11 protein-coding genes are annotated in these 14,293 nt (G+C 74.2%); 1 reads left to right on the forward strand and 10 read right to left on the reverse strand.

Going from position 1 to position 14,293, the window contains the following annotated elements:
* Nucleotides 1–110 precede the first annotated feature (110 nt).
* Complete coding sequence (gene ppk2, locus UXQ13_RS17755; protein ID WP_336392636.1) at nt 111–1,076, forward strand: polyphosphate kinase 2; 966 nt, start codon at nt 111–113, stop codon at nt 1,074–1,076.
* Here the strand turns inward: ppk2 and UXQ13_RS17760 are convergent.
* From UXQ13_RS17760 to UXQ13_RS17805, 10 genes are all read right to left on the reverse strand, one after another.
* Nucleotides 1,067–2,041 carry a Gfo/Idh/MocA family protein gene (locus UXQ13_RS17760; protein WP_336392637.1) on the reverse strand — a complete coding sequence of 325 codons (975 nt, stop codon included), beginning with the start codon at nt 2,039–2,041 and terminating at the stop codon, nt 1,067–1,069. The two genes, ppk2 and UXQ13_RS17760, sit on opposite strands and share 10 nt — an antisense overlap.
* Nucleotides 2,038–3,516: a glycoside hydrolase family 43 protein gene (locus tag UXQ13_RS17765; RefSeq protein ID WP_225235531.1), complete on the reverse strand. Its 1,479-nt coding sequence runs from the start codon at nt 3,514–3,516 to the stop codon at nt 2,038–2,040. Before UXQ13_RS17765 ends, UXQ13_RS17760 begins: the two co-directional genes overlap by 4 nt.
* Nucleotides 3,513–4,811, reverse strand: a complete 1,299-nt coding sequence (locus UXQ13_RS17770; RefSeq protein ID WP_225235530.1) for a C-glycoside deglycosidase beta subunit domain-containing protein — start codon at nt 4,809–4,811, stop codon at nt 3,513–3,515. The genes UXQ13_RS17765 and UXQ13_RS17770 overlap by 4 nt, the downstream gene beginning before the upstream one ends.
* A gap of 2 nt (nt 4,812–4,813) precedes the next feature.
* Nucleotides 4,814–6,355, reverse strand: coding sequence for a GMC oxidoreductase (locus UXQ13_RS17775; RefSeq protein ID WP_225235529.1), 1,542 nt, complete (start codon nt 6,353–6,355; stop codon nt 4,814–4,816).
* The gene (locus tag UXQ13_RS17780) at nt 6,352–7,458 is read right to left on the reverse strand and encodes a Gfo/Idh/MocA family protein (RefSeq protein ID WP_225235528.1); all 1,107 of its coding nucleotides are present in this window, start codon (nt 7,456–7,458) and stop codon (nt 6,352–6,354) included. The genes UXQ13_RS17775 and UXQ13_RS17780 overlap by 4 nt, the downstream gene beginning before the upstream one ends.
* A gap of 76 nt (nt 7,459–7,534) precedes the next feature.
* The gene (locus UXQ13_RS17785; RefSeq protein ID WP_336392638.1) at nt 7,535–8,404 is read right to left on the reverse strand and encodes an ATP-binding cassette domain-containing protein; all 870 of its coding nucleotides are present in this window, start codon (nt 8,402–8,404) and stop codon (nt 7,535–7,537) included.
* Nucleotides 8,401–10,221, reverse strand: coding sequence for a dipeptide/oligopeptide/nickel ABC transporter permease/ATP-binding protein (locus UXQ13_RS17790; protein WP_225235526.1), 1,821 nt, complete (start codon nt 10,219–10,221; stop codon nt 8,401–8,403). Before UXQ13_RS17790 ends, UXQ13_RS17785 begins: the two co-directional genes overlap by 4 nt.
* On the reverse strand, nt 10,218–11,159 hold the full coding sequence (locus UXQ13_RS17795) for an ABC transporter permease (RefSeq protein WP_225235525.1): 942 nt from the start codon (nt 11,157–11,159) through the stop codon (nt 10,218–10,220). The genes UXQ13_RS17790 and UXQ13_RS17795 overlap by 4 nt, the downstream gene beginning before the upstream one ends.
* Nucleotides 11,160–11,231: 72 nt before the next feature.
* A complete protein-coding gene (locus UXQ13_RS17800; RefSeq protein WP_225235524.1) occupies nt 11,232–12,761 on the reverse strand; it encodes an ABC transporter substrate-binding protein in 1,530 nt (509 codons plus the stop codon).
* Between the two features lie 172 nt (nt 12,762–12,933).
* Nucleotides 12,934–14,196, reverse strand: coding sequence for an ROK family protein (locus tag UXQ13_RS17805; RefSeq protein ID WP_336392639.1), 1,263 nt, complete (start codon nt 14,194–14,196; stop codon nt 12,934–12,936).
* Between the last annotated feature and the right edge of the window lie 97 nt (nt 14,197–14,293).

Consider the following 14,293-nt stretch of genomic DNA (forward strand, 5'->3'; position numbering starts at 1 on the left):
CGGCGAACAACGCGTGGCCCACCGGTGGTGTGGCGCACCCCCCAGCGCCGGCGGGCTGCCGGTCACCCGCCGTCCACCCGCCGTCCACCCGGGTGGGCCAGCATCCCCGCGTGACCCCGATCGGCAGCCCGCCCGGCGCCCCCCGCTACGTCGCCGACCCCGAGCAGCGCGAGCAGCTGGACGACCTGGCGCAGTGGCGGCTGGCCCCGCTGCCCGACGAGCACTCCGACGAGGACTGGGACGACGACCGGGAGCTGCTCGCCCCCGACGGCACCCTGGTGCAGACCTGGCGCGAGGACTACCCGTACGACACCCGGCTGGGCCGCCGGGAGTACGAGATCGAGAAGCGCCGGCTGCAGATCGAGTTGCTCAAGCTGCAGGGCTGGGTCAAGGACACCGGCCAGCGCGTCGTCGTGGTCTTCGAGGGCCGGGACGCCGCGGGCAAGGGCGGCACCATCAAGCGGTTCGCCGAGCACCTCAACCCGCGCGGGGCCCGGGTGGTCGCCCTGGACAAGCCCACCGAGCGCGAGCGCACCCAGTGGTACTTCCAGCGCTACGTCGCCCACCTGCCCGCGGCCGGCGAGATCGTGCTGCTGGACCGGTCCTGGTACAACCGCGGCGGCGTCGAACGGGTGATGGGCTACTGCACCGACGAGGAGTACGCGCTGTTCTGCCGGCAGGCGCCGGAGTTCGAGCGGATGCTGGTCGACAGCGGGATCCGGCTGGTCAAGCTGTGGTTCTCGGTGTCCCGCGGCGAGCAGCGCACCCGGTTCGTCGTCCGGCAGATCGACCCGGTCCGGCAGTGGAAGCTGTCCCCCACCGACCTGGCCAGCCTGGACCGGTGGGAGGACTACACCCGGGCCAAGGAGGCGGTGTTCGCGGCCACCGACACCGACCACGCGCCGTGGACGGTGGTCCGCAGCAACGACAAGAAGCGGGCCCGGCTGGAGGCCATGCGGCACGTGCTGTCCGTCATGCCCTACGCCGGCCGGGACGAGGCCGTGGTCGGCACGCCGGACCCGCTGGTCGTCGTCTCCGCGCAGGACGTGCTGGAGGCCGACGCCCGTCAGACCTGAGCCGCGGCGAGCAACCGGGCGCGCACCAGGTCGATCGTGTCCAGCACGGCGATCGTGTCCCGCAGCGGCCGGTCGGCGTGCTCGAGCAGTCCGTCGGCGACGGCCTCGGCGACCGCGCGGAACATGGGCACGTAGCCGTTGCCCTCCAGCGGCAGCTCGACGCGGTCAGGGCGCCGGGACGACGCAGACAGCACGCTGAGCGAGCCCGTGGCGAAGAACGGCGCGTCCAGGGTGATGGCCCCGTCCGTCCCGCCGATGTCCGCGCCCGCCCCGACGACGCTGCGCAGGCTGGTCAGCAGCGCGGCGAACCGGTCGTCGCCGTAGCGGAGGAACACCGACGCCGTCAGGTCGACGCCGTCCGCGCGCACCTCACCGGTCGCCTCGACGGCCGTCGGGACGCCGAACAGCAGGTGCGCCAGGGTCAGCGGGTAGACGCCCATGTCCAGCAGCGCCCCTCCGCCGCCGGGCTGCCAGTGGGCCGTGCCGGGCGGCGGCGGGAACCCGAAGCTCGCCCGGACCGAGCGCACCTCGCCGATCCGGCCGTCGGCGACGTCGGCGAGCACCCGCCGCACGGCGGGGTTGAAGCGCATCCACATGGCCTCCATCAGGAAGCGGCCCTGCTCGGCGGCGAGCGCCGCCAGCGACCGTGCCTCGTCGGCCGTGCTGGCGAGCGCCTTCTCCACGAGGACGTGCTTGCCGGCCAGCAGCGCCCGGCGGGCGAGGTCGGCGTGGGTGCCGATCGGGGTGCAGAGGTAGACGACGTCGACGTCGTCGGCGGCGAGGAGCGCGTCGACGTCGCCGTACCAGCGCGGGACCTCGTGGGCGGCCGCGAACGCGGCCGCGGTCTGCTCGTGGCGGGAGGCCACGGCCACGAGGTCCAGGTCCTCCGCCAGGTGGAGGTCGCCGACGGTGGCCCGGCTGATGCCGCCGGTGCCGACGATCCCCCACCGCGTCCGGCCGCTCATCGGCCGGCCAGGGCCCCGGCGTCGAGCGCGGCCGCGGAGTCCGAGCCGCGGTACCGCAGGGCGTGCACCAGCACGCTGCCGTCGGTGCAGGTGATCCCGGCCAGCCGGCCGGTCATGCCGCCGGCGACCTCGGTGGAGAGGTAGCGGCCGTCCACCGATCCCAGGGCCTCGAACGCCCCGTCGACGACGACGCCCGCGGTGACCCGGTCCGGGCCCAGACCCGTGGAGAACGGGCGTGGCTCGGTCCCCGGCGAGGTGATGATCCGCAGCTGTGCGCCGCCTGGCAGCTCACGCGTCCCGAGCACGTGCCGGACGTCGCCGACCGCCCACACCGCCGACACCCGGCCGTCGGCCACCTCCAGCTCCAGGCCGTGCCGCGGGTCGATGCGCAGGGCCACCCCCCCGGTGCCCGTGACCTCGAGGTCGGCGGTGACGTCGCAGAACAGGTGCTCCTGCCGGGTGCCCAGGAAGCCCGGGCCCACGACGAGGCCCCGGTCGGTCCAGGTCGTCAGCTCCGCCGGGAACCGCTCGGCGGCCACCCAGTCCACCCCGGGCACCGGCCCGGTGAGCTCCCGCACGAGGACGGCGTCCGGGAGGGTGACCGGGTCGATGGCACCGGCCACGACCGGCCACCCGTCGACCCAGTCGACCTCGACGGCGAAGGTCTCGCGGCCGAGCACGTGCCACTCGGGGCTGGCGCCGCGGGCCCGCACGCCGTGGAGCACCATGGCCCAGCTGCCGTCGGGGCGCTGCACCAGGTCGGCGTGCCCGGTGTTCTGCACCGGGTGGTCGGTGCCCCGGTGGGTCAGCACCGGCCCGCCCGGGCAGGCCTCGAACGGCCCGGACGGGGAGTCGCCGCGGGCGACGGTGACCGCGTGCCCGCGCTCGGTGCCGCCCTCGGCGATCAGCAGGTACCAGTGCTCCCCGACCCGGTACAGGTGCGGGCCCTCGGGGAACTTGCCCCCGGTGCCCGACCAGATCCGCCGCGGCGGGGTCAGCACCTCGCCGGTCAGCGGGTCGATCGCCGACTGCACGATGCCGCCCAGGGCACCGAACCCGGCGTAGGTCATCAGGCAGGTGCCGTCGTCGTCCCACGCCAGGTCGGGGTCGATGCCGACCGCGCCGGGGATCCGGGCGGGCACCGACCAGGGCCCGGCCGGGTCGGTCGCCCAGCTGATCAGCTGGCCGCCCTCGTCGGTCCAGTTGGTGGTGGCCATCCAGAACCGGCCGCCGTGGTGGCGCAGGGTCGGTGCGAACACGCCGCCGGCCGGGCCGGCGTCGCGCACGTCGAGCTGCTCGGGGCGGTCGAGCACGTGCCCGATCTGCTCCCAGGTGCGCAGGTCGGCCGAGCGGAACAGCGGGACGCCGGGGGCGTACTCGAAGCTCGAGCAGGCCAGCAGGTACTCCCCGTCGACGACGCAGACGCTCGGGTCGGGGTGGAAGCCCGGGATGACCGGGCGGGTGCCGACGCTCATGCCCGCTCGGCCGCGATCGAGCGCATCAGGGCGTGCGACCGGCGGACCTGGTCTCCACCGCGGTACGGCTCGCGCCGGCCCTCGTACTCACTCGACAGCCAGCCCGACCAGCCGGCGTCCTGCAGCGCCGGGATGATCTCCCGCCACGGCACGTGCAGGTCGTGCAGGTCGTCGTCGACGGTGGCGAACTTGGCCTGGATGAAGTGCACGTGCGGCAGCACCTCGACCAGGTCGGCGATCGGCACGGCGAGCGGGCGCAGGTGCATCGGCACCTCCTCGTCGTCGTCGACCTGGATCTCCTCCGACAGCTCCAGGACCGGGGCGGTGTTGAAGATGCCGGTGTCGACCAGCAGCTTGAAGTGGTCGCTGCCGGTCCTCTCGATGAAGTCCACGTAGGCCTGGGTGACCGGGTGCTTGATCGGCGTCGGCGCGTGGATCTCCGGGCAGATGACGACGTCGAGCTCGGCGGCCAGCTCCAGCGACCGCTCGACGGACTCCTGCCAGATCGGGTGCGGGTCCAGGTCCCAGGAGGTGACCCCGAACTTCGGCCGCACCGAGGTGAAGCCCAGGCGGGAGGCCAGCCGCAGGTCCTGCTGGATCTGCGCGGCACCCTCCTCGGCGGTGAGGCTGCGGTCGTGCCACATCTCGGTGTCGACCCAGGAGCCGTAGTTGGTGGCGGTCAGGGCGTAGCGGTCCAGCAGGGTGTGCCAGTGGTCCACCCAGCCGGCGTCCGGGCTGGGGTAGCCGGGGATGTTGCCCTCGCCGAGGATCTCCACGCCGGTGGCCCCCATGTCGGCGATGTCGGCGAGCACGTCCTCCAGCGTCATCAGCGTGTAGATGTCGGCGGTGTAGCTGTAGGTGGAGACGCCGAACCTCAGCCCGCCGCCGGGCACCGGCGGGACCAGCACCGGGGTGGCCGAGGCGGTGAACGTCGTCCGGTTCACCATCGGCGGGAAGTAGGGCCGGCGCAGGAAGACCACCACGTCGAGCTGGTGCACCCCCGCGGCGAGGCCACCGGGCTTCGGCACGGTGACGGTGGCGAGCTCGTCGAGCTGCCAGCGGACGTCGGTCGAGGCGCGCAGCTCGTCCAGGGTGAGCGTGCGGCCCTGCAGCGTCCACAGCGGCACGTGGTCGGGGACCCGCTCGCCGTCCACGACGACCTCGACGCCGTCGAGCAAGCTGCCCGAGACTCCCCGGTAGTTGGGGTTGCGGAGCTGGAACCGGAAGCCGGTGACCCGGCCGCCCTCGGTGACGTTGCGGAAGCCGCGGGACTGGATGACGGAGCGGTCGAGCATGGTCAGTTCCTCTCGGAGAGCGAGCCGGCGATCGAGCGCGCGCCGGCGACGGCGAGCGCGACCGAGGTCAGGGTGGGGTTGCAGGCGATGGCGGTCGGGATGACGCCGTTGCCGGCGACGTGCAGGCCGGGGACGTCCCAGACCTCCGAGGTGGGTCCGCAGACCGAGGTGCCGTCGGGGGTCTCACCCATCCGGACCGTGCCCTGGATGTGCAGCGAGGCGCCCGGGCCGAAGGTGAACGGCTCGCCGCCCAGCGGGTCACCGAGGGCCGCGGCGACCTCCTTCACCGCGGCGGTGGCCGCGGCGATCGAGGCGTGGTCGGCCTCGGTGAGCCGGTAGTGCACCTGGATGCCGGGCATGCCGTACGGGTCGGGCGCGGTCTCGTCGAACTCGAGCCGGTCGCTCTCCTGCAGGTCCTTGGCGCAGAACCAGCCCAGCCCCACGATCGTGCCCGGGGTCGGGACGTCGTCGGCGGCCAGCGGCACCGGGGAGGCGTCGAGCTGCATGACCTGGCCGTGGAAGGGGTGCTGGTCGGTGTAGGGCACCCAGCTGACCCCGCTCTGCGCCACGATCGAGCTGCGGCCGCGCGGGTCGACGTCCTCCTGGTCGGCGTGCCCGACGTCGCGCAGCCGGACGGCGTAGACGGTCTGGGGCTGGTCGTTGAGGTACCGGCCCAGCGCGTGCGGCCGGACGCCGGAGGCCCACAGCAGCTGCGGGGTGCGCAGGCTGTCCGCGGCGACCACGACGTACCGGGCGGCGACGTCGTGCTCCTCCCCGGTCTGCAGGTCGCGCACCCGGACGCCGGAGGCCCGGCCGTCGGTCAGCAGCACCCGGGTGACCAGCGCCTCGGGCAGCAGGGTGTGCCGCGGGTTGGCCCGGGTGGCGTCGCCGTAGACGACGTCGGAGCCCGACCAGGTCAGCCGGCCGTCGGCGTGCCGGGTGACCGCCAGCGGCATCGGGGCGACCCGGCGGTCCTCGGCCCGGTCGGCGTCCAGGTGGTCGGCCAGCCGCTTGCGGACCTCGTCGGCGAACGGGGCGTCGTCGAAGGCGTGGTCGTCGACGGCCAGCAGCCGCTCGCCCTCGGTCAGCAGCTCGTCGAGGTCGTCGAGGAAGGCGATCCGCTCGCCCTCGCCGGGCCGCGGGCAGGCGCCGGTCCAGTGCGCACCCATGCCGCCGACGTTGCTGGACATCGCCGCGTTGGGCAGGCCGTCCTCGCCGGGCTGCCGGTAGCCCGAGGGCAGCAGCCAGGTGCCGGGGCGGGCCATCCGGGGCGCCTCGTCGGCGTAGCCGTCCATGGTGTCGGTCGGGGTGTCCGCCGAGAGCGGCGCCGGGCCCTCCGAGGCGCGCTGGGCGGCGGCCCGGGCCTGCTCGTCGAGGATGTTCTTCACGTGCCCGCCGGGCGGGTCGGCCAGCTGCGGGCCGACCTCGAGGGTCAGCAGGGTGGCCTGGGGGGCGCGCTCGCTGAGCACGCGGGCGTAGGCGGCGCCGCACGGGCCGCTGCCCACGATGACGACGTCGACGCTGGTGGGGAAGGTCCTGCTCATGGGGTGGCTCCTGCCGGTGCGGCGGTGGTGGGGGTGACGTCGACCCAGCGGTCGGTGCGCGCGGACTCCAGGACCGCGGCGGTGAGGTGCGCGGCCCGCAGGCCGTCGGTGAAGGTGGGCAGCCCGTCGGGGGCGTCCCCGGCGAGTGCGGCGTAGGTGTCGGCGACGAAGGCGTCGAAGCAGTCCTGGTAGCCCTGCGGGTGGCCGGCCGGTACCCGGTCGTAGCGGGTCGCGCCGGGGTGCGCCGACGTGCCGCGGGCCAGCAGCGTGGTGGCGTCCCGACCGCCGACCCACAGCGTCTCGGGGGCCTCCTGGTCGAAGGCGAGGCCCTCGTGCTCGCCGTCCAGGGAGAACCACAGCCGGTTCTTCCGCCCCGGGCTGACCTGGCTGACGGTGAGGTTCCCGGTCGCACCGCCGTCGGTCTCGAACAGCACGACCGCACCGTCCTCGGTGCGCACCGGGCGCCCACCGCGCTCGGGGACGGCGAGCAGCAGCCGGGCGGTCAGGCGGGTGACCCGGTGTCCGGTGACGAACTCGACCAGGTCGCACCAGTGCACGCCGATGTCGGCGAACGCCCGGGACGGCCCGCCCACGGCGGGGTCGACCCGCCAGTCGTCGTCCTCGCGGCCGGTCAGCCAGTCCTGCAGGTAGGACCCGTGCAGCAGCCGCAGCGGACCGGTGCGGCCGTCGGCGACGCGGGCGCGGGCCTCGCGCACCGTGGGGTAGAAGCGGTAGACGAACGGCACGGTGGCGACCACGCCCGCCGCCGCGGCCAGCGCGGTGAGCTCGGCGGCCTCGGCCGGGTCCACGGCCAGCGGCTTCTCGCAGACCACGTGCTTCCCGGCGGCGAGCACCGCGCGGACCAGCGGGGCGTGCGTGGCGTTGGGCGTGCAGACGTGGACGACGTCGACGTCGGTGGCCAGCAGCTGGTCCAGGTCGTCGGCGGCGGACTCGGCACCGAGCCGGTCGGCGGCGGCGCGGGAACGCTCGGGGGTGGAGCCGACGACGGCGGCCAGGACGCCGCCGCTGCGGGCGATCGCCCGGGCGTGCACGGTGGCCATGAAGCCACCGCCGACGACGCCGGCACGGATGCGGTCGGTCACGGTCGTCTCCTCTCGGGGCTGTTCAGGACGTGCGGGACCCCGGCGACGGGGTGCGTCGTCGTGGGGGCGGGACCGGTCAGGCGCGGGCGGCGGCCAGGCGGTGGCGCTCCTCCCGGCGGGCGGCCTGGCGGGTGGGGTCGGGCACGGGGGCGGCCAGCAGCAGGGTGCGGGTGTAGTCGTGCCGCGGGTCGCTGGTCACCTGGGCGGCGTCGCCGGTCTCCACCAGCTCGCCGCGGTGCATGACGGCGACCCGGTGGCTGATGTGCCGGACCACCGACAGGTCGTGGGTGATGAACAGGTACGCGACGCCGGTGCGCTCCTGGATCTCGATGAACAGGTCCAGCACCCGGGCCTGCGTGCTGAGGTCCAGCGCGCTGACCGGCTCGTCGCAGACGATCACCGCGGGGTCCCGGGACAGCGCGCGGGCGATGGCGATCCGCTGCCGCTGGCCGCCGGAGAACTCCCGGGGCAGCCGCTGGCCGGCGTCCTGGGGCAGGTGGACCTCGTCGAGCAGGTCGCGCACCCGGCGGTCGGCGTCGGATCGGCTCGACCCGGCCACCACCAGCGGCTCGGTGAGGATGTCCGCGACGGTCATCGCTGGGTTCAGGGAGCTGTAGGGGTCCTGGAAGACGACCTGGATGTCCTCGCTGAGCGCCCGCCGGGCCTTCTTGCCGATGCCGGAGATGCGCTCGCCGCGGAACCGGATCTCGCCCCCGGTGACCGGCGCCAGGCCCAGGACGGCGCGGCCCAGCGTCGTCTTGCCCGAGCCGGACTCCCCGACCAGGCCGACGGTCTCCCCCGGCAGGATGTCCAGGCTGATGCCGTGCAGCACCCTGGCCGGCGCCTGCCGGAAACCGCGCAGCGGGTACTCGACGACGACGTCGGTGATCTCCAGCAGCGGCGTCGTCGCCGGGGTCTGCTCGGGCGCCGGGGTCAGGGTGGTCATCGGGTGCCTCCGGCCGGGGTGGTCAGGGCCGCCCGCGCGGGGCCGCCCTCGAGGGTCGCGGCCAGCAGGCTGCGGGTGTAGTCGTGCTGCGGGTCGGCGAACAGCTGGGCGGCCGGCGCGGACTCCACGACCTCCCCGGCGCGCATGACGGTGACCGTGTCGCACAGGTCGGCCACCACGCCGAAGTCGTGGGTGACCAGCAGGACGCCGAGGTCGCGCTCGGCCTGCAGGTCGCGCATCAGGTCGAGCACCTCGGCCTGCACGGTGACGTCCAGGGCGGTGGTGGGTTCGTCGGCGATCAGCAGGTCGGGGTCGCAGGACAGCGCACCGGCGATGAGCACCCGCTGGGCCATGCCGCCGGAGATCTGGTGCGGGTAGCTGTCGAAGACCCGCGCCGGGTCGACGATGCCCACCCGGTCCAGCAGCTGGACCGCCTTGGCCTTCGCGTCGGCCTTGGACAGCCCGAGGTGGTGCCGCATCGGCTCGGTGAGCTGGGAGCCGATCCGGAAGGAGGGGTCCAGGTTGCTCATCGGCTCCTGCGGGATGTAGCCGATCCGCCAGCCGCGCAGCTGGTTCATCCCGCGCCGGGAGATGCCCCGCAGGTCGCCGCCGTCGAAGGTCAGCGTGGTCGCCGAGGTGTGCGCCTGCGGCGGCAGCAGCCCGAGGACGGCGAAGGCGGTCTGGCTCTTGCCCGAGCCCGACTCCCCCACCAGGCCGTGCACCTCGCCGCGGCGGATGGTCAGCGAGACGCCGTGCACGACCTCGCCCTCGCCGCCGTCGGGCTTCGGGTAGGCCACCCGCAGGCCCTCGACCCGGAGCAGGGCGTCGTCGGGGGCCGGCGTCGTCCCCGAGCTCGGCCGGGCGTCCTCGACGACCGGACCGGCGGCCCGCACCGCCGAGCGCTTGCGCACCGGCGGGGTCGCCCCGACGCCGAGCACGTCGCGCAGGCCGTTGCCGACCAGGCTGCACGCGGTGACGGTGACGACGATCGCCAGCCCCGGGAGGAGGAGCAGGTTCGGCGCGGCGTAGATCTTGGCGAAGGCGTCGTTGAGCATGCCGCCCCAGCTGGCCTGGTTCGCCGAGCCCAGCCCGATGAACTCCAGGCCGGCCTGCAGCACGATCGCGATGCCCAGGACCTGCGACATCTGGATGATCGTCGGGGCCACCACGACCGGCAGCACGTGCCGCCGCATGATCCGCGGGTCCGAGAGCCCGGCGACCCGGGCGGCGTCCACGTACAGCTCGCCGCGGACGGCGATGATCGAGGCGCGCACCAGCCGGAAGACCCCGGGGGCGATGACGACGCCGAAGACCAGCATCGCCAGCTCGGTGCTGCGGCCGAACTGAGCCAGCACCACCAGCAGGATGATGATCGCCGGCTGGGCCATCACCAGGTTGGCCACCCAGCTCGCCGCGGCGTCGAAGCGGCCGCGGTAGTAGCCGGCCAGGACACCGGCCGGCAGACCCAGCACCAGGGCCACCACGACCACGATCAGCGCGCCGACCAGGCTGGTGCGGGCGCCGTAGAGCAGCTGGGCGAGCACGTCGCGGCCCAGGCCGTCGGTGCCCAGCGGGCTGTCGCCGCCGAACGGGGCCAGCGCGTCGGTGATCGACGACGCCGTGGGGCTCGCCGAGGTGAGCAGCGGCGCGGCCGCCGCCAGCACCGCGACCAGCAGCAGCCAGACCAGCGAGGCCACCGCCACCGGCTTGCGCAGGAACCGGCGCGCCACGCCGGCCCGGGGCGGGACGGCGGTCGGGGCGACCGAGGACGAGGGGGCGGCTGCGGCGGCCGGGCCGCCGTCGGAGAGGAGGCTCATGCCGTGCGCACCTTCGGGTTGAGCCAGCCCAGGGCCAGGTCGGCCAGCAGGTTGACGACGACGACCAGCACGACGGTGAGCACCACGACCCCCAGGACCACCGGGACGTCGCCCTGGCTGGCGGCCGAGGTCGCCCGCTCGCCGATGCCGTTGAGACCGAAGACCTTCTCGATCACGACCGCGCCGCTGATCAGGGCGATGAACTGCAGGGACAGCACGGTGAGCGAGGCCGGCGCGGCGTTCCGCAGGGCGTGCTTGAGCAGGATGCTGCGGGTCGGCAGGCCACGGCTGCGCAGCGTGCGGACGTAGTCCTGGCCCAGCACGTCGATCATCGAGCCGCGGGTCTGGGTGGCCACGGTGGCGGTCGCCCCGATGGCCAGCGCGACGGCCGGCAGCGTGATCGACGCCGCCCACAGGCCGGGGTCCTGGGCGAACGGGGTGTAGCCGATGGCCGGGAAGAGACCGAGCTGCACGGCGAAGACCAGGGCGAGCAGCAGGCCGACCAGGAAGTTGGGGACGGCGAAGGCGAGGATCGAGGCGCCCTGCAGGGCCGAGTCGACCCAGCCGCCGCGCACCGCGGCCAGCACGCCGATCACCACGCTGACCAGGGCGGTGAGCACGATCGCGGCGATGACGAGGGACAGCGAGATCGGGAGCGCGTCGGCGACGGTGCCGCCGACCGGCTGGTTGGTGAACCAGGAGACCCCCAGGTCCCCGTGCACCGCGCTGGTCAGCCAGTCCCAGTACCGCTCGAGCACGGGCCGGTCCAGCCCGAGCTCCTGGCGCTTGGCCAGGACGGTGGCGGCGTCGGCCTGCGCGCCGACGATCCGCCGGGCGGGATCGGACCCGGTGGCGTTGGTGAGGAAGAAGGTCGCCGTGGCGGTGACCCAGACGAGCACGACGCCGGCGCCGAGCCGCTTGAGCAGGAACCCGAGCATCGTTGCCCTCCTGGTCCAGGTGGATGGGTGGTCCCGCGCCCGCGGGGGTGTCCCCCGCGGGCGCGGGGTGGATCAGCTACCGGCCGGGGCGAAGCCGCTCAGCGGCGGGACCGAGAGCCCGGGGACGGCCGTGACCTCGACGTCGGCCGTGGTCACGTAGGCACCCTCGAGGGCGTACCAGGGGGCGAACCAGGCCTGCTCGACCAGCTGGTCGGACAGCTGCTGCAGCACGTCGGCCTGCTGGTCGGCGGGCGTGGTGACGGCCTGCTGCACCAGCGCGTCGATCGCGGGGTCGCTGCTCGTGAACGGGTTGAACGGCGACTGCTGGGTGAGCGTGAGGCCGATCATCTCGAAGGGCGACCCGGTGGTCAGCGTGAAGAAGTTCGCCGGCCACTGGCCACCGATGATGCTGCCGACGACCTGGTCACCGGTGATCGGCGCGTAGGTGACGTCGATGTTGATCGAGGCGAACGCCTCGGTCATGGCGGCCTGCTCGTCGGGGTAGACCGGCGAGAAGTCCGGCAGCGTCATCGAGAAGCCGTCGGCGTACCCGGCCTCGGCCATGAGCTCCTGGGCCTTGTCCAGGTCGAAGTCGTAGGTGCCCTCGAGCGAGGCGTCGTAGCCGTCGGACTCCGGCCCGAAGACCTGCACGGTGGGCTGGCCCAGACCGTTCTTCACCACGTCGACGATCGACTGGCGGTCGATGGCGTAGTTGATCGCCTGACGGACACGCACGTCACCCAGGGCCGGGGCCAGGGCGCCCGCGCGGTCCCACAGGTAGATGCCCTCGATGCCGCCGCTGGTGTAGGTGGTCACCGTCAGGTCCGCGCTCTCCGCGCCCTCCTGCAGGTCGTTGGTCTGGGCGGTCGAGCCGTCGATCTGCCCCGACCGCAGGCCGTTGAGCACGGCGGTGGTGTCGTCGAGGTACTGCACCTCGACGGTGTCGAAGGGGTAGGAGTCGGCGTCCCAGTAGTCCTCGTTGCGGGTGAACGTGTAGTCGCTGCCCGCGGTGCTGGCGTCGGCGTCGTAGACGTACGGGCCGGAGCCGACCGGGTTGGTGGCCAGGTCGGGGCTGTCCAGGGCGTCGGGGCTGGCCATGTAGCCGCTGCTGCGGGCCAGGCTCTGCAGCAGGCCCGGGTCGGGCCGGCTGAGCACCAGGTCGACGTGGGTGGCGTCGACGACCTCGACGCTGCTGATCGACCCGAGCGCGGTGCCGGCCTCGCCGGTGGCGGCGCGGGCGACGTCCAGGTTGGCCTTGACCGCGTCGGCGTCGAAGGCGGCACCGTCGGTGAAGGTGACGCCCTCGCGCAGGGTCAGGCTCAGCGTCGTGTTGGTCTCGTCGTAGGAGAACTCGGTGGCCAGGTCGGCCACGGGCTTGCCGTCGGCGTCCTGGGTGAGCAGCTTGTCGTAGACGGCCTGGTAGTAGGTGTCCTCGGGACCGCTCTGCGCCATGGCGCCGATGGCGAACGAGCTGGGCGGGGTGATGGCGGCCAGGGTCAGCGTGTCGTCCCCGGCACCCCCCGACCCGGAGGACGAGCCCCCGCCGCACGCGGCGAGGAGGAGCAGCGAGGCGGCCGAGACCGCGGTGAGGGACCTGCGCATGGGGACTCCAGGGGCATCGGGACCGGCGGTGGTCCCGGGCGGCCGTGGCCGCGCTGACGGGGAGGAGGAGCGACCGTGCCGAGGGGTGCAGCACGGTGGTGCGTGTGCGCCGGGTCACGGCGTGGGGGTGACTTTAGCGCCGTAGGCACATATGTCAACCACCACATCCGCATCAGCCCTCGGCGACCTGCTGCAGGTGCGCTCCCCGCCCCAGCGGGCTCCCGTTGTCCAGCCACTGGCCCAGGCTCTTCGGGGCGAAGAGCTGCTCGATGGCCAGCATCGCGGCGCCGGTGACGCCCTCCTGGAAGCCCAGCGACGCCCGCCGGACGGTGAGGTCCTGGCCGGCCAGCCGGCTCACCCGCCGCCCCACGGTCTCGGCGAAGGTGTCGAAGACGTCGTCCCCGACCCGCAGGGCGCCGCCGCCCAGGACGACGGTGCCCGGGTTCACGAAGTTGACCAGGTTCGCCACCGTCGTCCCGACCAGCCGGGCGCTGCCCAGGACGACCTCGCGGGCCAGCGGGTCCCCGGCCCGGGCGGCCATGCCGACGTCCTCGGCGGTCAGGTGCCCGTGCCGGGCCAGGGTCCGCTGCAGCGCCGGGCTCTCGGCCACCCGGTCGACCACCCGCTGCACCAGGCTCCAGCCGCCCGACAGCGCCTCCAGGCACCCGGTCTGGCCGCACCGGCAGACCACCGTCGGGTCGTCGGTGACCTGCAGGTGGCCGATGTCCCCGGCCGCCCCGCTGTCGCCCCGGTAGACCGCACCGCGGGAGACCAGCCCGGCGCCGACCCCCTCGTCGATCAGGATGTACAGCAGGTCCCGGCCGTCCCGCGGCTCGCCGCGGTGCCACTCCGCCAGCGCCATGAGGTTGACGTCGTTGTCCACCCAGACCGGGGCGTCGTGCCGCTCCCGCAGCCAGGACCGGACGCTGTGGCCGTCCCACCCGGGCAGGATCGGCGGGGCCACGATCCGGCCGGTGCCGAACTTGACCGGGCCGGCCACGCCGATGCCGAAAGCCCAGGGCTCGCTGCGGGTCTTGCGGGCCAGCCGGGTGAACAGCCCGTCGAGCATCTCCATGGTCGCGTCGGGGCCGGCCGCGGCATCCCAGTCCTGGTGCAGGGTGGCCAGCAGCGTGCCGTCCAGGGTGGCCACGGCGACCCGGCTCTCGGTGGGGGCGATGACTCCGGCGAACACGTGCCCGGCCTCGGCGCGGAACCGCAGCGACCGGGACGGCCGGCCGCCGCCGGAGGGAGCCAGGTCGCCGTCGGCGAGCAGGCCCAGGTCGATGGCCTGCTGCACGCGCTGGGCCACCACCTTGCGGCTGAGCCCGCTCTCGGCCTCCAGGGCCGGGCGGGTCACCGCCTGCCCGGTGCGGACCAGGTTGATGAGCCGGGCGTGGACGAAGGCGTCCTGGGGCGAGGGGGACGTGCTCGTCACGGTGGTTCCTCCGGGGCTTGTGCGTGTGCTGCATCATATGGTCCGCAGGGACAAAAGACCCCCCCCTCCGGAGGACCACCGTGGACCGGCCCGGTAC

It is taken from the genome of Klenkia terrae, assembly GCF_037083865.1.
Taxonomy (GTDB): Bacteria; Actinomycetota; Actinomycetes; order Mycobacteriales; family Geodermatophilaceae; genus Klenkia; species Klenkia terrae.

Excerpts from the sequence above, each read along its gene's own strand:
- UXQ13_RS17795 (WP_225235525.1), bottom strand. The coding sequence starts at position 11,159 with ATGCTCGGGTTCCTGCTCAAGCGGCTCGGCGCCGGCGTCGTGCTCGTC.
- UXQ13_RS17775 (WP_225235529.1), bottom strand. The coding sequence starts at position 6,355 with ATGAGCAGGACCTTCCCCACCAGCGTCGACGTCGTCATCGTGGGCAGC.
- UXQ13_RS17785 (WP_336392638.1), bottom strand. The coding sequence starts at position 8,404 with ATGACCACCCTGACCCCGGCGCCCGAGCAGACCCCGGCGACGACGCCG.
- UXQ13_RS17800 (WP_225235524.1), bottom strand. The coding sequence starts at position 12,761 with ATGCGCAGGTCCCTCACCGCGGTCTCGGCCGCCTCGCTGCTCCTCCTC.
- UXQ13_RS17760 (WP_336392637.1), bottom strand. The coding sequence starts at position 2,041 with ATGAGCGGCCGGACGCGGTGGGGGATCGTCGGCACCGGCGGCATCAGC.
- UXQ13_RS17770 (WP_225235530.1), bottom strand. The coding sequence starts at position 4,811 with ATGCTCGACCGCTCCGTCATCCAGTCCCGCGGCTTCCGCAACGTCACC.
- UXQ13_RS17790 (WP_225235526.1), bottom strand. The coding sequence starts at position 10,221 with ATGAGCCTCCTCTCCGACGGCGGCCCGGCCGCCGCAGCCGCCCCCTCG.
- UXQ13_RS17765 (WP_225235531.1), bottom strand. The coding sequence starts at position 3,516 with ATGAGCGTCGGCACCCGCCCGGTCATCCCGGGCTTCCACCCCGACCCG.